16 protein-coding genes are annotated in these 19,336 nt (G+C 68.6%); 6 read left to right on the top strand and 10 right to left on the bottom strand.

The annotated features are described in order from the left end of the window. Positions 1-2 precede the first annotated feature (2 nt). The 3 genes from WG921_RS00150 to WG921_RS00140 form a co-directional block, all read right to left on the bottom strand. Positions 3-401, bottom strand: a complete 399-nt coding sequence (locus tag WG921_RS00150; RefSeq protein WP_340107137.1) for a hypothetical protein — start codon at positions 399-401, stop codon at positions 3-5. Beyond that, on the bottom strand, positions 388-2,532 hold the full coding sequence (locus WG921_RS00145; protein ID WP_340107136.1) for an acetate--CoA ligase family protein: 2,145 nt from the start codon (positions 2,530-2,532) through the stop codon (positions 388-390). Before WG921_RS00145 ends, WG921_RS00150 begins: the two co-directional genes overlap by 14 nt. A gap of 156 nt (positions 2,533-2,688) precedes the next feature. Beyond that, positions 2,689-3,813 (bottom strand): ABC transporter ATP-binding protein, encoded by a 1,125-nt coding sequence (locus tag WG921_RS00140; RefSeq protein WP_340107135.1) that lies wholly within the window; start codon positions 3,811-3,813, stop codon positions 2,689-2,691. 261 nt (positions 3,814-4,074) lie between these two features. On the opposite strand from WG921_RS00140, the gene WG921_RS00135 reads away from it, so the two are divergent. The 4 genes from WG921_RS00135 to WG921_RS00120 are packed head-to-tail and all read left to right on the top strand — an operon-like array spanning position 4,075 to position 10,329. After that, the gene (locus WG921_RS00135) at positions 4,075-5,880 is read left to right on the top strand and encodes an acyclic terpene utilization AtuA family protein (RefSeq protein WP_340107134.1); all 1,806 of its coding nucleotides are present in this window, start codon (positions 4,075-4,077) and stop codon (positions 5,878-5,880) included. 1 nt (position 5,881) lies between these two features. Then, a complete protein-coding gene (locus WG921_RS00130; protein WP_340107133.1) occupies positions 5,882-7,504 on the top strand; it encodes an acyl-CoA carboxylase subunit beta in 1,623 nt (540 codons plus the stop codon). Positions 7,505-7,547: 43 nt separating this feature from the next. Further along, on the top strand, positions 7,548-9,527 hold the full coding sequence (locus WG921_RS00125) for an acetyl/propionyl/methylcrotonyl-CoA carboxylase subunit alpha (RefSeq protein WP_340107132.1): 1,980 nt from the start codon (positions 7,548-7,550) through the stop codon (positions 9,525-9,527). Next, on the top strand, positions 9,520-10,329 hold the full coding sequence (locus WG921_RS00120; RefSeq protein ID WP_340107131.1) for a TIGR03084 family metal-binding protein: 810 nt from the start codon (positions 9,520-9,522) through the stop codon (positions 10,327-10,329). Before WG921_RS00125 ends, WG921_RS00120 begins: the two co-directional genes overlap by 8 nt. A 64-nt stretch (positions 10,330-10,393) precedes the next feature. Here WG921_RS00120 and WG921_RS00115 read toward each other — a convergent pair whose 3' ends face one another. From WG921_RS00115 to ccmI, 7 genes are all read right to left on the bottom strand, one after another. Continuing rightward, complete coding sequence (locus WG921_RS00115; protein WP_340107130.1) at positions 10,394-11,902, bottom strand: amidase family protein; 1,509 nt, start codon at positions 11,900-11,902, stop codon at positions 10,394-10,396. A 9-nt stretch (positions 11,903-11,911) separates the two neighbouring features. Then, positions 11,912-13,207, bottom strand: coding sequence for a TRAP transporter large permease (locus tag WG921_RS00110; protein WP_340107129.1), 1,296 nt, complete (start codon positions 13,205-13,207; stop codon positions 11,912-11,914). Positions 13,208-13,216: 9 nt separating this feature from the next. Then, the gene (locus WG921_RS00105; RefSeq protein ID WP_340107128.1) at positions 13,217-13,732 is read right to left on the bottom strand and encodes a TRAP transporter small permease; all 516 of its coding nucleotides are present in this window, start codon (positions 13,730-13,732) and stop codon (positions 13,217-13,219) included. A gap of 69 nt (positions 13,733-13,801) precedes the next feature. Further along, a complete protein-coding gene (locus tag WG921_RS00100; protein ID WP_340107127.1) occupies positions 13,802-14,773 on the bottom strand; it encodes a DctP family TRAP transporter solute-binding subunit in 972 nt (323 codons plus the stop codon). Between the two features lie 451 nt (positions 14,774-15,224). Beyond that, complete coding sequence (locus WG921_RS00095) at positions 15,225-15,479, bottom strand: DUF1289 domain-containing protein (RefSeq protein WP_340107126.1); 255 nt, start codon at positions 15,477-15,479, stop codon at positions 15,225-15,227. Next, positions 15,476-15,973: a Holliday junction resolvase RuvX gene (gene ruvX, locus WG921_RS00090; protein WP_340107125.1), complete on the bottom strand. Its 498-nt coding sequence runs from the start codon at positions 15,971-15,973 to the stop codon at positions 15,476-15,478. Before ruvX ends, WG921_RS00095 begins: the two co-directional genes overlap by 4 nt. Next, the gene (gene ccmI / locus WG921_RS00085; RefSeq protein WP_340107124.1) at positions 15,970-17,508 is read right to left on the bottom strand and encodes a c-type cytochrome biogenesis protein CcmI; all 1,539 of its coding nucleotides are present in this window, start codon (positions 17,506-17,508) and stop codon (positions 15,970-15,972) included. The genes ruvX and ccmI overlap by 4 nt, the downstream gene beginning before the upstream one ends. 203 nt (positions 17,509-17,711) lie before the next feature. Between ccmI and WG921_RS00080 the strand changes: the two genes are divergently transcribed. Both WG921_RS00080 and WG921_RS00075 read left to right on the top strand, forming a co-directional pair. After that, positions 17,712-18,956: a sarcosine oxidase subunit beta family protein gene (locus WG921_RS00080; RefSeq protein ID WP_340107123.1), complete on the top strand. Its 1,245-nt coding sequence runs from the start codon at positions 17,712-17,714 to the stop codon at positions 18,954-18,956. A gap of 158 nt (positions 18,957-19,114) precedes the next feature. Beyond that, on the top strand, positions 19,115-19,312 hold the full coding sequence (locus WG921_RS00075; RefSeq protein ID WP_340107122.1) for a hypothetical protein: 198 nt from the start codon (positions 19,115-19,117) through the stop codon (positions 19,310-19,312). Positions 19,313-19,336 lie beyond the last annotated feature (24 nt).

Here is a 19,336-nt window from a genome sequence, read left to right as displayed (position 1 = left end):
TCTCAGGCGGCCCAGATCGAAACGATCTCGCCGCGCATCAGATCGCGCCCCTCCACCGCGGCGCGGGCCGAAAACGTCACCCAGCGGCGGCCTTTCCTCAATTCCTTCGCGGCGACGCGAATCGTGAACGCGATCTCGTCGCCAAGCGCCGCCTGCGCCCCGGTGAACGCGAGGCGTTGCGCCGCGTGGATATTGCCGTCGGGGCGGGGCTGGATGGCGCGGATATACGCCTCCATCATCCCGGCGACGATCAGGCCGTCAGGCGCGACCGCCCCGGCGACCGGGCCATAGACCGCTTCCCACCCTTTCACGCGCGCGGCGTCGAGCGGAATCCGAACGACGCCGAAATCCATCCCGGGCTCAAGCCGCTCGAATGTCCAGAGTTCTTCACCGTCGGTCATCGCCCTCCTCCTCCTTCCGCACAGGCAGGATGAGCGCGTCGAGCGCGACGACGCCCTCCGGCCGCGCCAGAAGCGGGTTGATCTCTATGCTCTCGATCGTCCCGGCGTTCGCCGCGGCGAGGACGGAGACGCGCGCAATCACCTCCGCCGCCGCATCCTTGTCGGCGCCCGCCCGCCCGCGCACCCCGTCGAGAAGCTCCGCCCCCCTGAGCCGCCCGAGCATGGCGAGCGCCTCGGATTTCGTGACAGGCGCATGCGCCAGGGAGACGTCGTTCAGCACTTCGGCCAGCGTGCCGCCGAAGCCGACCATCACCATCGGCCCCATGACCGGATCGCGCCTGCTCCCCACGATCAGCTCGATCCCCTCGCCCGCCATCGGGCCGACCAGCACGCCCTCGATCCGCGCGCCGGGCGCCATGGCCGGGATCTCGCTCAGCATCCGGTCCGCCGCGCTCCGCACCGCCTCGACATCGGCGAGATTCAGCGCGACGCCGCCAAGCTCCGTCTTGTGGGCGATGTCGGGAGAGACGATCTTCAACGCGACCGGGAACCCCATGCGCGCGGCGAGCGCGGCGGCGTCCTCCGCGGTTTCAGCGACCGCCTCCGGCGGGACCGGGACGCCCGCCTCGGCCAGCCGCGCCTTCGCCGCGGCCTCCCCCATCCGGACCGCCTCCAGCCGCGCGTTTTCAATCGCGGGCGGCGTCTCCGTTCGGGCGGCGGCGTTGAAGTTCCGGGCGAAACGCGCCAGCGCGCCAAGCGCCGCCACGGCGCGCGACGGGTCCTCGAACACCGGAATTCCGGCGGCTTCGTATTCCGCCGCGTGCGCATCCGACATCAGACCGACAAGCGCAAAGGGCCGGTCGAACCCCTCCAGCCCCTTGCGGAGCGCCGCATGAAGACGCGGCCCGTTGACCGGAGATCTGGGCCAGGAGGTGAAAAACCCGACATACGCGTCATAATCCCCCGCGTGGATCATCTCATCGAGGGACTCGCCCACCAGGGAGAAATCATTCAGCGCCTGGGCGGTGATGTCGACCGGGTTGCGCGCCGACGCGAGAGGGTTGCGCTCCAGAAGCTTCGCGACCGACGCCTGCGGCATGGGCGGGGCCGTCATGCCGCAGGCCGCCGCCGCATCGGCCATCAACACGCCCGCGCCGCCCGACATGGTCAGGATCCCCAGCCTGTCGCCCGTCGGCGGCGGCGCGATCGACGCCATGTAGAGAATATCGAACATCTGCTCCGTGGTGTCCGCCCGAATGGCGCCGAACTGCTCGATCACGGCCTGAAAGCTCGCGTCGGAGCCGGCGAGAGACGCGGTATGGGACCGCACGGCCTCCGCCCCCACGTCGGAGCGGCCCACCTTCATGATCGTCACCGGTTTGCGGAGCGCGCGGGCGCGGGCGAGCGCCCGGATCAGCGTCTCGGGCCGCTTGACCCCCTCCATATAGAGCCCGATGGCGTCCACCTCATCCGACTCGACCATGTATTCAAGGCACTCGGCGGCGGTGACGTCCACCTCGTTCCCGGTGGACACCCAGCCCGCGACGCCGACCCGGCGCGCCTTCGCCATCGACAGAAGATGCGTGCCATAGGCGCCGGATTGCGTGATCAACCCGACCCGGCCGCGCGCCGGCATTCCGTCTTCGAGCGCGCTGGAGAAGGTGCCGCAGGCGCCCGAGATCGCGCTGTAGAGGCCGAGGCAATTCGGCCCCAGCAGCCTGATCCCGTAGCGCCGCGCGGTCGCGAGCAATCTTGTCTGAGCCGCCTCCCCTTCAGCGCCGGTTTCGGAAAACCCGGCGCTGAACACGACAGCGGCGCGCACTCCCTTCTCGCCGCACGCTTCGAGCGTCTCCACCGCGCGGCTGGCGGGAACGGCGAGGATCGCGAGATCCACCGCCCCCGGGATCGCCCCGACATCCGGCCAGGCCGCAAGACCCTGCACCGTTTCGCGCTTCGGGTTTACGGGGTAGATCGGCCCGGAGAACCCGGCCTTCTTGCAATAGTCGACCGGCCGCCCGCCGATCCGCGTCGGATCGCTCGAGGCGCCGATCACCGCGATCGAGCGCGGCGCGAAGAAGGCGTCGACGCCCGCGCCGCGCGTTTCGGTTTCGGCCGCTGCGGGTCCAGTCATGCCTTCTCCTTTCGCATGCGGGCCGTTCGCGCCGCCATCCAGACGGATTCAACGCGATCAAACGCTCGGCCACAAGCAGGATTCGGGCGGTCGGCCATGCGCCCCCTACGCGGCGGAGGGGCGGAGGATGGCTCCCGCCCCCGCGTCCGGGCGAATTCAGCCCGCTTCTTGCGCGCCCGTGGGGGCGGCGGGAAAAGCATGCGCATGGCTGTGGGAGAAATTCAGCTTCACGTCCGCGTCGCCGATCTCCGCGGATTCGAAGGCGTCGGCCGGCATCCTCACGGTGATGGTCTCTCCGGCGTCGGAGCGAAACAGAACCGACGCGTGCGCGCCGCGATAGATGGTCTCCACCTTGCGCGCGTTGACGCCGGAAGCGCCGGAGAGGTCGGATGGGTCGACGCCGAGCCCGATCCGCTCCGGCCGGATCGACACCAGCGCCTCGGCGCCGGGGGCGAGCCGGCCCCGGTCGGCCGCGTGGATGCGGCTCCCGTCGCCCAGTTCGATCTCGACCACGCCCGCGTGAACGCCGCAAACCTTCCCGCGCAACATGTTCGTGTCGCCGAGAAACGAGGCGACGAACGCATTTTCAGGCGTTTCATAAAGGCCCGCAGGGTCTGACACCTGCTGGATCCGGCCTTCGTCGAACACCGCGATCCGGTCCGACATGGTCAGCGCCTCGTCCTGGTCATGGGTCACGAAGACGAAGGTCATGCCGAGGTCTTCATGAAGATGCTTCAGCTCGATCTGCATCTCCTCGCGGAGCTTCTTGTCGAGCGCGCCCAGCGGCTCGTCCATCAGCACGACCCTCGGGCTGAAGACCAGCGCCCGCGCCAGCGCGACGCGCTGCTGCTGCCCGCCGGACAGCTGAGCCGGCCGGCGATCGGCCAGATGCGCGAGATGCACCATGTCGAGCGCCGCGCGCGCCTTCTCCGCCGCCTCCGCCTTGCCCACGCGCCGAATGCTCAGCGGAAAGGCGACGTTCTGCGCGACGGACATGTGCGGAAACAGCGCGTAATTCTGGAACACCATGCCGAAATTGCGCTTGTGCGCCGGGATCGAGGCCAACCCGCGCCCCTCGTAAAGAATGTCGCCCGACGTCGGCTGCTCGAACCCCGCCAACATCATCAGCGTGGTCGTCTTGCCGGAGCCGGACGGGCCGAGAAGGGTGATGAACTCCCCCTCCCGCAACACGAGGTCCAGATCCCGAACGGCGTAGCTGACGCCGTCATAGGACTTGTCGACATTCTTGAATTCCACGATGGCGCGGGCGTCCGACGTCATGTCTTCTCCGTCATTCGGTGATGCGCTGCTGCGTCCGGAGTCAGCAGGAGAGCCCGCACTCTGGATCAATTTCCCAAAGCCTTCAACTCCTCCGAGGCGCCCCGGTCCGGGCGTCTCCATCCCGGTCGGCGGAGCCAGCCCCGCCGCGCGCGCGCGCCCACCGAAAGACCGCACCCGATCACAGCCTCCGATACCCAGAAATTCCTTGCAAACCGGGTGGGGGCCACAAAAGATGACTGATCTTTTGCGAGAGGCGGCTTCATGACCAGGACGCTCAGGGTCGGCGGCGCGTGCGGATTCTGGGGCGAGGCGCCGGGGGCCACAGCGCAGCTTCTGGGCGCGGATGTCGACGTGATCGTCTATGATTATCTGGCGGAAATCACCATGTCGATCATGGCGCGGGCGAGGGCGCGGGATCCGGCGATGGGCTACGCTCCCGACTTTCTGACCGCCGCGCTCGGCCCCAACCTCGCCGCCATCGCCGACAGGGGCGTGAAGATCATCTCCAACGCCGGCGGCCTCAACCCGCTGGCCTGCGCCGAGCGGCTCCGCGCGATGATCGCGGAGAAGGGGCTGACGCTTCGCGTCGCCGTGATCACCGGCGACGATCTGTCGGACCGGCTTGAGCGCTACGCCGCCGCGCGGGTGACGGAGATGTTCTCCGGGGCGCCCTTTCCGCCCCTCTCCGCGATCGCCTCGGCCAACGCCTATCTCGGCGCGTTCCCGATCGCCGCCGCGCTGGACGCGGGGGCCGATATCGTGCTGACGGGGCGCTGCGTCGACAGCGCGCTGACGCTCGGCCCCTGCATCCACGCCTTCGGCTGGAGCGCGGACGACCTCGACCGGCTGGCAGGCGGCTCCCTCGCCGGGCATATCCTGGAATGCGGCCCGCAGGCGACCGGCGGCAACCATACCGATTGGGAGCTGGTTGCGGAAAGCATCGAGACCATCGGCTATCCCATCGCCGAGATCGAGGCGGACGGCGCCTTCACGCTGACCAAACCGGCGGGAACCGGCGGCGTCGTCAGCATCGGCTCCGTCGGCGAGCAGATGCTCTACGAGATCGGCGACCCGCAAGTCTATACGCTGCCGGATGTGATCTGCGACTTTTCGGCGGTGACGCTCACGCAGGCGGGGCCGGATCGGGTGCGCCTGGCTGGCGCGACGGGCCGCGGCGCCCCGGACGGCTACAAGGTCAGCCTCACCCATCAGGACGGTTGGCGCGGCGTCCAGCTCTTCGGCTATTATGGCGCCGACGCGCCGCGAAAGGCCCGCCGCTTCGCCGAAGCGGCGCTGAGCCGGGCGGAGGCGGCGCTGCGCGGCGCCGGTCTCGCCGGGTTCAGCGAGACCAGCATCGAGATTCTCGGGACCGAAGCGCAATTCGGCGCCGAGGCCCGGCGCGGCGACACCCGCGAGGTGACCCTGAAGCTCGCCGTGCGGCACCCGGAAAAGGCGGGCGCCCAGACGATGTTCAGCGAGGCGGTCGGGCTGGCGCTGGCCGCCCCGCCCGGCCTCTGCGGCTTCGGCGGCGGGCTGGGGCGTCCATCGCCCGTCGTGCGGCTCTTTTCCTTCATCGCGCCGAAAGCCGACATTCGGGCCGCGCTGCATTTTGACGAACGAAGCCTCCCCGTGGAGGCGGCGCCCCGCCGCGCCGCAGCGCCGCCCGCCGCCATCCGCCGCCCCGCGCCGCCGCCCCCCGTCCAGCCCGGCGCCGCGACCGGGGAAGCGGCGCTCGTGCGGCTGGCGTGGCTCCGCTCGGGCGACAAGGGGGACAAGGCCAATGTCGGCGTCATGGCGCGGGACCCGGCCTATCTGCCCTATGTCTGGGCCGCGCTGACCCCGGCGCTCCTTCGCGCCCGGCTCGGGCATGTGGTCGCCGGGGAGATCGACATGTTCCTCTTGCCCGGCGCGCATGCGATCAACCTCCTCCTGCATGACGCGCTGGGCGGCGGCGGGATCGCCAGCCTCCGCAACGACCCGCAAGGCAAGGGGTTTTCGCAACTGCTGCTGGATTGCCCGATTCCGATCCCGGAGGACCTGATCCCGGCGCGCGGGCGGAGAAGCTGAGATGACCGTTTACGCCTCCCGCCTTTCACCGGCTTCGCCCGATTTCTCCGAGAATCGCGCCGCCATGCTGGCTCTGGTCGCGCGCCTCCGCGAGATCGAAGCCCGCGCCGAGGCCCGCTCCGAACAGCGCCGGCCGCGGTTCGAGGCGCGCGGTCAGCTGACCCCGCGCGACCGTCTCGCCCGGTTGCTGGATCCGGGCATGCCGTGGCTCGAGCTTTACAATCTGGCGAGCTATCTGGTCGACGACCCCGACCCCGAGACGTCGATCCCCGGCGCGTCGATGATCATCGGCGTCGGTTTCGTCAGCGGCGTGCGCGCGCTGGTGTTCGTCGACGACAGCGGCGTCAACGCCGGCGCGGTCACCGCCAAATCGGTCGAGAAGGCGCTGGGCGCGCTGAAGATCGCGCGGCGGCAGAAGCTGCCCTTCATCCATCTGGTGGAAAGCGCGGGGGCCAACTTGATGGACTACACCGTCGAGCTCTGGGCCCATGGCGGCGGCATGTTCCACGGGCTGGCGCGGCTCTCGGCCATGGGGATCCCGGTGGTGACGGTGTTGCACGGGCCCTCGACCGCCGGCGGCGCCTATCAGCCCGGCCTCTCCGATTACGTGATCGGCGTGCGCAAGAACGGCATGGCCGCGCTGGCGGGCGCCGCGCTGGTGCGGGCCGCCACCGGCGAGGTGGCGACCGACGCCGAGCTTGGCGGCGCGGAGATGCACGCCTCGACCACCGGGCTGGTCGAATATCTGGCCGATGACGACGCGCATGGAATCGAGACCGCCCGCGACCTGATGGCGCGGCTCGGCTGGAACCGCGCCATGAAGCGGCCGGCGGGCGCGCCCTTCGACGAGCCGCGCTACGACCCGGAGGAGATCGCCGGGATCGCGCCGGTCGATTATCGCAAAGCCTATGAGGCGCGCGAGCTGGTCGCGCGGCTGGTCGACGGATCGGATTTCGCCGATTTCAAACCGCGCTACGGCGTGTCCACCGTTTGCCTTCAGGCGCGCATCCACGGGCGGGACTGCGGGATCATCGGCAATAACGGCCCGATCGACCCCGACGGCGCGGCCAAGGCGGCGCAGTTCATCCAGCTTTGCGATCAATCGGGCGCGCCGCTGATCTTCCTGTCCAACACCACCGGATACATGGTCGGCGCCGACTATGAGCGCGCCGGCATGATCAAGCACGGCGCGAAGATGATCCAGGCGGTCAGCAACGCCTCGATCCCCAAGATCACGCTCTATATCGGGGCGAGTTTCGGCGCCGGGAACTACGGCATGTGCGGTTACGCCTATGAGCCGGATTTCCTGTTTTCCTGGCCCAACGCGGCGACCGGCGTGATGGGCGGCGAACAGGCGGCGCTGACCATGGATCAGGTCGCCCGCGCCGGGGCCGCGCGCCGCGGCGTCGATGTGGACGAGGCGAAGCTCGCCGCGCAGCGCGAGCGGATCGTCCAGCGTTTCGACAGCCAGTCCGACGCGTTCTACACCTCCGGGCGGATGCTCGACATGGGGATGATCGACCCGCGCGACACCCGCCGGGTGCTGGCCTTCGCGCTCGAGACCATCGACGAGGCGCGCCGCCGCGCCTTGCGCCCCAATTCCTTCGGCGTGGCGCGGATGTGAGCCGCGCGCCGCACATCCGGTTTTCTCTGAGCGAGGCCCGCCAATGACCGCAATCCGCAGCCTGCTCATCGCCAATCGCGGCGAGATCGCGCTTCGCGTCATGCGCGCCGCGCGCCGCCTCGGCCTGAAGGCGATCGCCGTTCATTCGGACGCCGACGCCGATGCGCCGCATGTGGCCTTCGCCGACGACGCGGCGCGGATCGGCCCCGGCCCCGCCGCCGAAAGCTACCTGAGAGGAGACCGCATCATCGAGGCCGCGCGGGCGACGGGCGCGGACGCGGTCCATCCCGGATACGGGTTCCTCTCTGAGAACGCCGGCTTCGCCCGCGCGGTCGAAGCGGCCGGATTGATCTTCGTCGGTCCGCCCGCCGCCGCGATCGAGGCCATGGGCGACAAGGCCGAGGCCAGGCGCCGGATGATCGCGGCGGGGCTCCGCTGCGCGCCGGGTTACGAGGGCGCGGACCAATCCGACGCGCGGTTTCACGCCGCCGCCGACGAGATCGGTTTTCCGGTCATGATCAAGGCGTCCGCGGGCGGCGGCGGGCGCGGCATGCGGCTCGCCCACGCGCCCGAGGATCTGGACGGCGCGTTGAGGCTCGCCCGGGCTGAGGCGCGATCGGCGTTCGGCTCGGAGGTTCTGATCCTGGAGAAGGCGCTCATGCGGCCCCGGCATGTCGAGATCCAGATATTCGCGGATCAGGCCGGCGACGTCATCCATATGGGGGAGCGCGACTGTTCGGTGCAGCGGCGGCGCCAGAAGGTGATCGAGGAGGCGCCCGCGCCCAACCTTTCGCCCGCCCTGCGCGCAGCCATGGGCGCCGCCGCGGTCGAGGCCGCCCGCGCCATCGGCTATGTCGGCGCCGGGACGGTGGAGTTCCTGCTGGACGCCGAAGGCGCGTTCTATTTCCTGGAGATGAACACGCGGCTCCAGGTCGAACATCCGGTGACCGAGATGGTCACCGGCCTCGACCTCGTGGCGCTGCAGATCCGGGTGGCCGAGGGCGCGCCGCTCGGGCTCGCGCAGGAGGACGTGACGCTCAACGGCCACGCCATCGAAGCGCGGCTCTACGCCGAAGATCCGGCGCGCGGCTTTCGCCCCGCCACCGGGCGGATCGAGCTTTGGGCGCCCGCCGGTGGAGACGGAATCCGGATCGATGACGGCGTCAGGAGCGGTCAGGAGATCAGCCCGTTCTACGATCCGCTGCTGGCCAAGATCATCGCATGGGGCGAGACGAGGGAGATCGCGCGCCGCCGCCTGATCGCGGCGCTCAACCGCAGCGCCCTGCTCGGCGCGCCGAACAACAAGCGGTTCCTGACGCAGATCCTCGAGCGCCCGGCTTTCGCCGCCGGCGCCGCCACCACCGCCTTCATCGAGGAGGAGTTCACCGAAGCGGACCTCGCCGACCCCGCGCCGGACTCGCGCATGCTGGCCGCCGCCGCGGCGCTGCTCTGTCGGGCCGCCCGCGACGACGCTCTCGCCGCGAGCCCGGGCGTCTCGCGCGGCCTGCTGAACTGGTCCAGCAGCGGGGCGCTGAAGTCGATGATCGACCTGACCCACGCCGGCGCCGTCCATGCGGTCGCGGTGCGGCCCATGGGCGCGGAGACGTACATCGTCCATCTCGGCGAGGCGACCCATGAGATCGCCCTGAGGGGGGATGCGGTCTGGATCGACGGGCGGGGCGGCGGCGCCATCTGGATCAGGACCGCCGCCGGCGTCTGCATCGAGCTGGACGGGATCAGCGCCTCCATCGGTCGGCTCTCTCGGCTGGCCGAGGCGGACGCCCCCGGATCGGCGGGCGACGTGCGCGCGCCGATGCACGGGACGCTGACCGCGCTGCATGTGGAGCCGGGCCAGAGCGTCGCCCCCGGCGACAGCCTGGCGGTGCTGGAGGCGATGAAGATGCACCACGAGATTCGGGCCGGGATCGCCGGGCGGGTTGGCGCTATCATGGCCGCCATCGGCGGGCAGGTCTCCGCCGGAGACCTGATTCTTGAGATTCGAATGGAGGACGACGATGCGTGAAGCGCAGGACTTTCTCGAAGAGAGCGAGGCTCTGGCGGCGCTGCTCGCCCCGCTCGAAGACGAGGACTTCGCCCGGCCCACGCAATTCAAGGGCTGGACGATCGACGATGTGCTCGGCCATCTCCATATCTTCAACCACGCCGCCGAGCTCACGCTGGCCAGACCTGACGCGTTCGGCCCGTTTCTGGCCTCGATCATGGATCAGGTGGCCGAAGGCCGGACGCTGGCGGAGGCGCAACGGGGCTGGATCGGCGATCTCACCGGCCGCGCGCTCCTGGCGGCGTGGCGCGACGGCGCGGCGCGGCTGGCCGAAGTCTACGCCGCCGCCGATCCGAAAACGCGGGTGAAATGGGCCGGGCCGGACATGTCGGCGCGCTCCTCCATCACGGCGCGGCAGATGGAGACCTGGGCGCACGGGCAGGAGGTGTTCGATCTCCTTGGGGCGAGCCGCGCCGACACGGACCGGCTGCGCAACATCGCGCATCTCGGCGTCGTCACCATCCCCTTCGCCTTCTCGATCCGCGGGGAGACGCCGCCCGACCCGCCGCTTCATGTCCGCCTGATCGCCCCCTCCGGCGCAATCTGGGAATGGAACGAGCCGCAAACCGACAACCGCATCGACGGCTCGGCGACCGCGTTCTGCCAGACCGCCGCGCAAGTGCGGAACGCCGCGGACACCGACCTGCGGGCCACCGGGCCGGCGGCCGAACGCTGGCTTCAAATCGCGCAGTGCTTCGCCGGCGCGCCGCATGACCCGCCCGCGCCGGGCGCGCGGTATCGCCAGACCGGGGAACGGGGGTGATTCAACGCGCCCGCATCCCCCGCCCGATCCGGCCTCGGCGTAAGAGATCAGGCGGGGGCGCCTCTCATCCGGGCCACGAGTCGCGCGACGGGGGCTTCCGGATCCGGGTGATCTGCTCGAAAGCGTATCCGAGGCCGAGCAGCAACGGCTCGTCGAAAGGCCGGGCCAGCAGATCCATCCCCATCGGAACGCCAATCGGCGCGCTCGCGTCCGGCGCGGAGAACCCCATGGGCACGGTCAAGGCGGGGAGCCCGGTGAGCGCGGCGACGATGCCGTTGCGGTCGATCTGCCCGCCGCCGTTGATCGGAACCACCAGACATTTCTGCAACGGATAAGCCAACGCATCGAGACCGTGCGCCGCCATGAGGCCGAGGAGGCGATCGCGGAGCCGCCGCCGGGCGGCGAGCCGCTGAAGATAGTCGATATCGCGGTCCGGAGCGACCACGCCGTCCGCCGATGTCAAGAAATCATGGAGCGACTCCCGATGATACCCTCCAGACGCCAGAAGAGCGTCAATCGTGCGCACCGAGCCGTTCGACAGGGTTTGCAGATGGGCCTCGAACGCCCGCTTGAACTCCCATTTCTGCACATCGAAATTTTCGATAAGCGCATCGCTGTCGAAGGCGGGATCGTCCACCTCGACAATCTCCGCGCCGCCGTCGCGCATGGCGCGCGCCGCCGCGGCCATGGCCGCGTTCACCTCCCGGTGCCGGGGGGCGTCGCCCATCAAAGTGCGGAAAACGCCGATCCGCCGTCCCTTGAGCGCGGCGCGGTCCAGGCAATCGGCATAGGCGCGCGGGATCTTGCCGAGGCAGCGCGCGGTGACCGGGTCGTCGGGATCGTATCCCGCGATCACATCGAGCAGGCGCGCCGCATCCGCGACCGTTCTTGTGATCGGCCCCACCGCATCCTGCGACTCGGAGACCGGCATGATCCCCGCGCGGCTGACCAGACCCTTCGTCGGCCGGAGCCCGACGAGGCAATTCGCCGAAGCCGGAGAGCGGATCGAATTGACGGTGTCGGTGCCGATGGCGGCGGTCGCGAAACTCATCGCCGCCGCCACGCCCGAGCCGCCGCTCGACCCGCCCGGCGTCCGGGTGAGATCGTAGGGGTTGCGCGTCTGCCCCCCGAGCGAGCTTGCGGTGACGCCGGAAAGAGCGAATTCATGCAGATTGGTCTTGGCGAGTATGACGGCGCCGGCGCCGGCGAGCTTGCGCGTCACCGCGCTTTCGCTCCGGGCGCGCGCGCCCTTCAGCGCCAGCGCCCCGCCGGTGGTGGGCATGTCCACCGTGTCGCAATTGTCCTTGACCGCGACCGCGACGCCATGAAGCGGCCCGGTGAGCCGCCCTTCGGCGGCGAATGCCGAGTCGAGCTCCGCGGCGCGCGCGCGCGCCGCCGGATTCAGCGCCAGCACCGACCGAAGCGCCGGCCCCTCCTGGTCCCATCGGGCGATGCGCGCCAGATAGGCGTCGATCAGCGCCGTAGAGCTCAGCTCGCCGGCGAGAATGCGCCTTTGCAGCCCGGCTATGGTCGCTTCTTCGATTTCGCAGGGCGTGGAGACACTCGAAGCCATGGACATTCCTCAAACCAGCAAGCGGACAAACCCGAGGGACAACCCCGGTATGAAGGTCACCAGCATGAGAACGATGACCTCGCACACCACGAACGGCACCGCCGCGCGCGCCGCCTGGGTGAACGGGATACCAGCGATCTGCGAAGCGAGATAGAGCGCGAGGCCGACCGGCGGCGTGATGTGCGCCATGGAAAGGTTCACCGTCATGATCGCGCCGAAATGAACGGTGTCGACGCCAACCGCCTGCACCGCCGGCAAGAACAGCGGCACCAGCAGATAGATCGCCGACACCGGGTCGAGAAACATGCCCGCGAAGACCAGGATCACATTCACCAGCAGCAGCATGATCACCATGCTGCCCCCGCTCGCGTGCACCAGCCAGTCGCGCACCAGAAGCGCGGTCCCGTCTATCATCAGCACGTAGGAGAGGATCGAGGCCATGGCGAGGATCAGCATGATCACGCCAGTCGTCACCCCCGACTCCAGCATCAGGTAGGGATATTCACGCCACTTCATCTCACGGTAGACGAGCCGGTCGATCAGAAAGATATAGACGACCGCCACGGCGGCCGCCTCCGTGGCGGTGAACACGCCGCTATAGATGCCGCCGAGAATGATGATCGGCGCCAGCAGCCCCCAGAACGCATCCCGCGCCGCCTTCCAGAAGATCGGCCAGCTCCGCTCGACCGGAACGATGGGATACTTGCGATATTTGGCCACAAAAAAGATGTAGACGGACAGCACGCCCACCAGAGCGAGGCCCGGCCCGATGCCGGCGGCGAAAAGGGCCGGAATCGAGGTGTTGGCGATCACCCCATAGAGGATCAGGTTGATGCTGGGCGGGATCACCACGCCGAACGTGCAGCCCGCCGCCACCGTCGCGCAGGCGAAGCCTATGGGATAGCCGACCTTGTGCATCGCGCCGATCAGGAACCCGAGCGCGGCGATGGCCGCCACGTTCGAACCCGAGAGCGCGCCCATGAACGCGCCGGCGACGATGACGGTGATGGCGAGCCCGCCGGGCAGCCCGCCGACGATGATCTGCGCGAAATGGATCAGGCGCGTCGCCACGCCCGTCCTCGAGATCATCGCGCCGGCGACGACGAACAGCGGAATCGCCAGCAATGTGAACGAGCTGATCGCCCCGGAAAAGATCATCGGAAGCGTCTGGAACGGCGCCAGTTCGAAAACCGCGAACGCGGCCAGACCCGCGAGTCCGAGCGAGATCGAAATCGGAAAATTCGCAAGAATGAACAGGAAGAACAGAACGAAGGCCAAGAGGCCGGAACTCGGAATATCCATCATGGCGCTGTCCTACTCCGGCAGCTTGGGCATGTCGGGGTAACGGTCGAGCCCGAGAAGATCGCGCAACGCCGCGATGAGACAGCGCAGGCCGCAAAGGCCCAGCGCGGCGAAAATGCCTGCATTCACAACCCAGACCCGAATGCCGGTGGCCGGATTGACCTGACCCACGCGATACGATTGCGTGAGAAACAGCCAGGTATACCAAGTGAGGAATAGAAAGAACGCCGCCATGGCGAACAGGACGGCCAGATCGGCGACCCGGCGCGCGCGCGCCGGCAACCTGTCGGCGATGAGAGGCACGCTACCGTGCTGGTTGTACTTGAAGCCCGCAGCCGCGCCGAACAGCGCCGCCCAAAGGAACATGAACGCAGCGATCTCATCCGCGCCGACGATGGAAAAATTGAGCACGTAGCGTGAAATCACGGCCAGAAACGTCAGAACCGTGACGCCGGTCATACAAATAACCACTACGGCCTCTTCAATATGATTGAACGCGAATAGAGCTGATCGCCAAATGGTCTTCATCGGATGCCTTGCGCGAGAGGGGGTCGATCGGGAGGCGCGGCCGGAGCCGCGCGCACCCAAATTCCAGAATTACTCGCTGGCTTTCTTCACCTCGTTTTCGAATTTGTTCACGAGATCGACGCCCAGCTTCTCTTTATATTCGTCATAAACCGGCTGGATCGCTTCCTGAAAGACCGCCAATTGCTCGGGCGTCAGTCGGGTGATCTCCATACCGGCCTTCTCGAGCTCGGCGGCTAGAGACTTGTCTTCCTGCGCCACCACCTCTCGCTCATAGTTCATCGCTTCGCGAGCGGCGTCCCTGAACATCTTCTGCTCGTCCGCGCTCAGGCCGTTCCAGAACCCTGCATTGGCGACCAGGACGATGGCGTCATAAGAGTAGTTCCAGATCGTCATGTATTTCTGCACGTCGTAAAAGCGCGATGAATAGATCAGGGACATCGGGTTTTCCTGACCGTCGACAGCGCCCGTCTGCAACGCAGTGAAGACCTCCGCGAAACTCATCGTGGTGGGGTTCGCGCCCAACTCGGAGAAGACCGAGCGGTAGAGTTCTATTCCCGGCACACGGATCTTGGCGTTCTCCAGATCCGCTGGCGTAACGATGGGCCGGCGCGAATTGGTCACCTGCCGAAAACCGTTTGCGCCCCATGCGAGGCCGACGAGATCACGGCCTTCGAGGGTCTTCAGGACCTCGTCCCCCGCAGGGCCATCCAGAACCGCGTTCGCGGTGGCGTGATCCGGAAAAAGCCACGGCAAGCTGAGAGCCTGGAAACTCGGGTCTATCCCCGTCAGCCAGCCAGACCCCTTGATCAGGAACTGGATCGCCCCGCCCTGCGCCATTTCCAACTCGACGCGATCATTGCCGCCGGCCATCACCGCGTTGGGATGCGTATTGATCTGGTAAGCGCCGTCCGACCGCTCCTTCACCAGCTTGGCGAACATCTTCGCGCCTTTGTCCCAACTGGAGCCTTCGGCCACATTGTAGGACAGATGGAGGGTCTTGGCCTCCGCGCCGGGGGCCGTCGCGAGCGCCGCCAGCGCCACAAGGGACGCCGCCACTATTCCTGAAAACCGCATGTTGCTTCTCCTCTCCTCACTGTCCGCTGATATTGGGCGCCTGCGCATCCGATTGGCGCGCGGCGCAAGGGCGCTCAGGCGGCCTTGGATCGAGCCGCCGCCCTTTTCGTCAATGTTTCATGATGGTCGGGGCGCTCTTCCGACGTCTCGCGCAGGCGAGAATCGCTCGCTTGGCCGAAATCCGAACGGTCATCCGGTCTCACGCCGTCCGTGACATCGCCGCGGACATGCCGATGCGGATTGTTCCGAAACATACTCCCCCCGAATCGGAATCGGTGCCCGAACAACACCCAATCAGCCCCGACCCTATGGGAGCTCCGCCCTGCTCTCAATGATAATTTTCCCGCGCCTCCGGCTAACGCGCAGGAGTCGGGGCGGGCCGCCCTGAATTCTCCATCTGATCTTGTGGAGTCCGCTCTCAGTCCGCGCCGCCGCGCCGGGCGGCCCGGCCCCGGCGCGGCCGGCGCGAGAGCTTCGCCTCACGCGCGGGCAGCTCCTCCATCACCACGCGCCGGGCGGCCGGCGTCATGCCGGACCACGCCGCGATCTCGTCCCCGGTCCGATAGCAGCCGATGCAAAAGCCGCTTTCCGGATGGATGACGCAGATCTTGACGCATGGGCTGTCGATTTCAGCCCGCCGCCAGATATCGTCCTCGGTCCGCTCCGCGCTCATGCGGGCCGCCGGACGTAGGCGAGCCGGTCGAGCGCGCCCTGAAGGATGAAGGCGGCGGCCATCTTGTCGATCACCTCCGCGCGGCGCTTGCGGGACTGATCCGCCGCCAGCAGCGTCCGCTCGACCGCGACGGTGGAGAGACGCTCGTCCCAGAACATGATCGGGAGCGGCGTAAGCCGCGAAAGGTTGCGCGCGAAAGCCCGGGTCGACTGGCAGCGCGGCCCCTCGGAGCCGTCCATGTTGCGCGGCAGGCCGAGGACGAATCCGGCGGCGGCGCGCGTCTCCGCGAGGGCGAGGAGAGCGGCCGCGTCAACCGTGAACTTCGCGCGCCGAATCACCTCCGCCGGGCTGGCGATGCTGAGGCGGGTGTCGGATATGGCGACGCCGATGGTCTTGGTACCCAGGTCGAGCCCGAAGACGGGACGCCCCGGCGCCAGCGCCGCTCCGAATTCCTCGATGTCGTCGGTGAGGAGCGCGGCGGCGGCGCCGGTCAATCGAACTCGGCGCCGTTCAGCAGCGCCGCCTCCTTCAGATAGGCGAGCCCGATCGCGTCGTCACGATAGATCTGGATCGCTTCATCATAGACCGCGCGCACGGCGTCGACGTCGCCGAGCACATTGTAGGACCTCATCAGCCTGCCCCAGTCGTTGACGTCGCCGGCCCGCCCTTCATCCTGCAGCCGTTCATGAAGCTGCGAGACCATCGAGCGGACCATCTCCATCCGGTCCTCGGGCGCCATGTCGGCGGCGGCGGCGATCTCGTCCTCGGTCGGCCCCCGAAGCGCGGCGCCGGGCGGCGCCTGGGGCGGCGGGGAGAAGTCGGCCCCAGAGCGCGGCGGCGACGGCGCGTCCGCGCGGAGCGCGGCGAGCGCCGCCGGGTCGCCGGCGAAGGCGGCTTCGGCGGCTTTCAGCGCCTCCTGCGCGCTGGCGTTCCGGCCAAGGACCGAATAGCTCCGGATCAGCCGGCGCCATTCCGCGACGTCCCCGCCTTGCGTCTTCAGCCGCTCAGCGAGTCGATCGACCATATCGTTCGCCATCGCCTGGCGATCCGTCTCCGGCAAGGCCGCGGCGGCCTCCATCTCCTCACGGGTCGGGCCGGGCAGACCGTCTCCGCGGCGCGGCCGGGGCCCGAGGTTGAGCGCCGCCATCTCCGAGCGGATCGGCGCGACCCAGGGCGCGTCCGGCGGGCTTTCGTCCAGGAGGCGGGTCCAGATCTCGGCCGCGCGCTCAGGCGCCCCCTCCTGCGCCTGAAGGCGGCCGAGATAGTAACGCGCGGCTGGATTTGTCGGCTCCTGCTTCAGAACCTCGAGAAGCGCGGCCTCCGCCTCGGGCGAGACATAGCCGCCGGCGGCGAGGATCATGCCTTCGGCCGCTCCGGCGTAGATGCTGGCGTCGGCCGCCGCGCCGCGGAGCTGGATCAGTTTCTCATACTGCCGCCAGCCCTCGTCGAACCGGGAGAGGTTCATCAGCGCGCGCGCGTAAAGAAGGACGCCCCGCTCGTCGTCGGGAGTCTCCGCGAGCCGCTCCTCCAGCTGCTCGATCAGCTGCTCGAACTCCGCCGTGTCGGCGCCGGCCGGCGGAGCGAGATTTCCCCGCCCGGCCATCATTCTCTCCGCCTCTTCCTGACTCGGGCGTTGCGCCTCGGCGCGGTCGGCGAAGGGCATGTCGGCCGCCCCCGGGGCGCCGAGGTTCATGTAAAGCGCGGCGGCGGCGAGCGGCGCCGAGACGACAAGAATGATCGCAAGCCCGCGCGAGAGCGCCGCCGGCGCGGCGACCAGACCGGCGGTGGCGCGGCTTTCAGCGTCGGCGGCGAGCAGACGGCGGGAGATCTCCAGCCGCGTCGGCTCCACGTCGGCCTCCGCGACCAGCCCGCGCGCGATGTCATGATCCAGTTCGATCAGCTGGGCGCGAAACACCTGCGCGTCATGCGCGGCGCGCGGCGCGGCTTCGGTCCGCGATTTCAGGAGCGGCCGGATGACGATGAAAACCGCGACGAGCGCGGCGACGACGGCGATGATCCAGAAGGCCAAATCGGGCTCCGCATTCGGTTTCAGCCAACACCTAACCGCAAGCCGCGCCGGCGGCAACGCGGCGAAGTCACACGTTCGCATGAGCCCCGGCGCCGCGCGGCATGAAGATGTCGCGATCCGGCGCCGCGGCGCCGCCCGGGGGCGCCATTGGCGACCGAGCTGCGATATAGAGGATCTGTCGACGAACAGAAGGCTGAGACCGGATGAAACGTTATTCCGCTTTCGCGGTCGCGCGTGAGGCGCTCGGCTACCATCAGGGCTGGGAGCGGGCGTGGGCCGCGCCGGAGCCGAAACCCGAATACGACGTGGCGATCATCGGCGGCGGCGGGCACGGGCTGGCCACGGCCTATTACCTCGCGAAGAATCACGGCGTGCGCAATGTCGCCGTGCTCGAGAAAGGCTGGCTTGGCGGCGGCAACACCGGGCGCAACACCACGATCATCCGCTCGAACTACCTTCAGGAGCCGTCGGCGACGATCTACGAGAAGGCGCGCGGGCTGTACGAGGATCTGAGCCAGGAGCTGAATTTCAACATCATGTTCTCTCCAAGGGGCGTGATGATGCTCTGCCAGACGGAGCATGAGCTTCGCGCGCTCCGCCGCACCGCCCACGCCAACCGGCTGGCGGGGATCGAGACCGAGATGGTCAGCCCGGAGCGGGTGAAGCAGCTTTGCCCGATCATCGAGATCTCCGGCCCGCGCTTTCCGATCCTCGCCGGGCTCTGGCAGCCGCGCGGCGGCACCGCGCGCCATGACGCCGTCGCCTGGGGCTATGCGCGCGCGGCCTCCGCGCTCGGCGTCGATATCCTGCAACGAACGGAGGTGACCGGCGTCGACGTGGCGCAGGGGCGCGTCACCGGCGTTCAGACCACGCGCGGGCCGATCCGGGCGAAGAAGGTCGCGATGATCGTCGCCGGGCATTCCGGCGTCATCGCGGAGATGGCCGGGTTTCGCCTACCGATCGAATCGGTGGCCTTGCAGGCGCTGGTCACCGAGCCGGTGAAGCCTTGCCTCGACATCGTGGTGATGGCGAACACCGTTCACGGCTACATGAGCCAGTCCGACAAGGGCGAGATGGTGATCGGCGGCGGCGCGGACGGGTTCAACAACTACACCCAGCGCGGCAGTTTCCATCACATCGAGGAGACGGTGCGGGCGCTGAAGGAGACGTTCCCGATGCTCTCCCGCCTCAAGATGCTGCGCCAGTGGGGCGGGATCGTCGACATGACCGGAGACCGCTCCCCGATCATCGGCAAGGCGCCGGTGGAGGGCATGTTCCTCAATTGCGGTTGGGGCACGGGCGGGTTCAAGGCGATCCCGGGCTCCGGCTGGGCGACGGCGTCGCTGATCGCGAATGGCGAGGACGAGGTGGCCGGCCCCTTCGGGCTGGAGCGTTTTCGCGAGGGCCGGATGATCGACGAGAGCGTCGCGGCGGCGGTGGCGCACTGACCGCCTGACGCTGGCCCGCGGCCCCTCCCGGCGGCGCCTTGGGGTGTGGCCACAGAGCCGTCACGATCCCATGTTAACCAGGGAACCGGGGCGAGGGACACCTCCCCCGCTTGCTGCGTTCCACCTGTCGGTGAAGTTCAGTGAAACAGGAGAGCGACATGGCTCAAGGCGACGGCAATTCCAGAGCTTATATCATCGGAGGCCTGATCGTGGCGGTCGCGATCATCGCCTATTTCGTCTTTGGCGACGGGATGGCGATGTTTGGCGGCGACGCGACGTCCGTAAGCGTCGATCCCGCGGCGCCGACGGGCGGCGAGACCACCGGCGGCGCGGCGGCGCCGGCCAGCGGCGACTGATCGAAGCGGCGGCCCCGGCCGAGG

Source organism: Paludibacillus litoralis (genome assembly GCF_037646705.1).
Classification (GTDB): domain Bacteria; phylum Pseudomonadota; class Alphaproteobacteria; order Rhodobacterales; family Rhodobacteraceae; genus Pikeienuella; species Pikeienuella litoralis.
Note: the sequence above shows the minus strand (reverse complement) of the source record. Positions and strands in the feature narration are given on the sequence as shown.

Bases quoted from the DNA above. Each gene is read 5' to 3' on its own strand.
- WG921_RS00150 (WP_340107137.1), bottom strand. From the start codon at position 401: ATGACCGACGGTGAAGAACTCTGGACATTCGAGCGGCTTGAGCCCGGG.
- WG921_RS00145 (WP_340107136.1), bottom strand. From the start codon at position 2,532: ATGACTGGACCCGCAGCGGCCGAAACCGAAACGCGCGGCGCGGGCGTC.
- WG921_RS00140 (WP_340107135.1), bottom strand. From the start codon at position 3,813: ATGACGTCGGACGCCCGCGCCATCGTGGAATTCAAGAATGTCGACAAG.
- WG921_RS00135 (WP_340107134.1), top strand. From the start codon at position 4,075: ATGACCAGGACGCTCAGGGTCGGCGGCGCGTGCGGATTCTGGGGCGAG.
- WG921_RS00130 (WP_340107133.1), top strand. From the start codon at position 5,882: ATGACCGTTTACGCCTCCCGCCTTTCACCGGCTTCGCCCGATTTCTCC.
- WG921_RS00125 (WP_340107132.1), top strand. From the start codon at position 7,548: ATGACCGCAATCCGCAGCCTGCTCATCGCCAATCGCGGCGAGATCGCG.
- WG921_RS00120 (WP_340107131.1), top strand. From the start codon at position 9,520: ATGCGTGAAGCGCAGGACTTTCTCGAAGAGAGCGAGGCTCTGGCGGCG.
- WG921_RS00115 (WP_340107130.1), bottom strand. From the start codon at position 11,902: ATGGCTTCGAGTGTCTCCACGCCCTGCGAAATCGAAGAAGCGACCATA.
- WG921_RS00110 (WP_340107129.1), bottom strand. From the start codon at position 13,207: ATGATGGATATTCCGAGTTCCGGCCTCTTGGCCTTCGTTCTGTTCTTC.
- WG921_RS00105 (WP_340107128.1), bottom strand. From the start codon at position 13,732: ATGAAGACCATTTGGCGATCAGCTCTATTCGCGTTCAATCATATTGAA.
- WG921_RS00095 (WP_340107126.1), bottom strand. From the start codon at position 15,479: ATGAGCGCGGAGCGGACCGAGGACGATATCTGGCGGCGGGCTGAAATC.
- WG921_RS00080 (WP_340107123.1), top strand. From the start codon at position 17,712: ATGAAACGTTATTCCGCTTTCGCGGTCGCGCGTGAGGCGCTCGGCTAC.
- WG921_RS00075 (WP_340107122.1), top strand. From the start codon at position 19,115: ATGGCTCAAGGCGACGGCAATTCCAGAGCTTATATCATCGGAGGCCTG.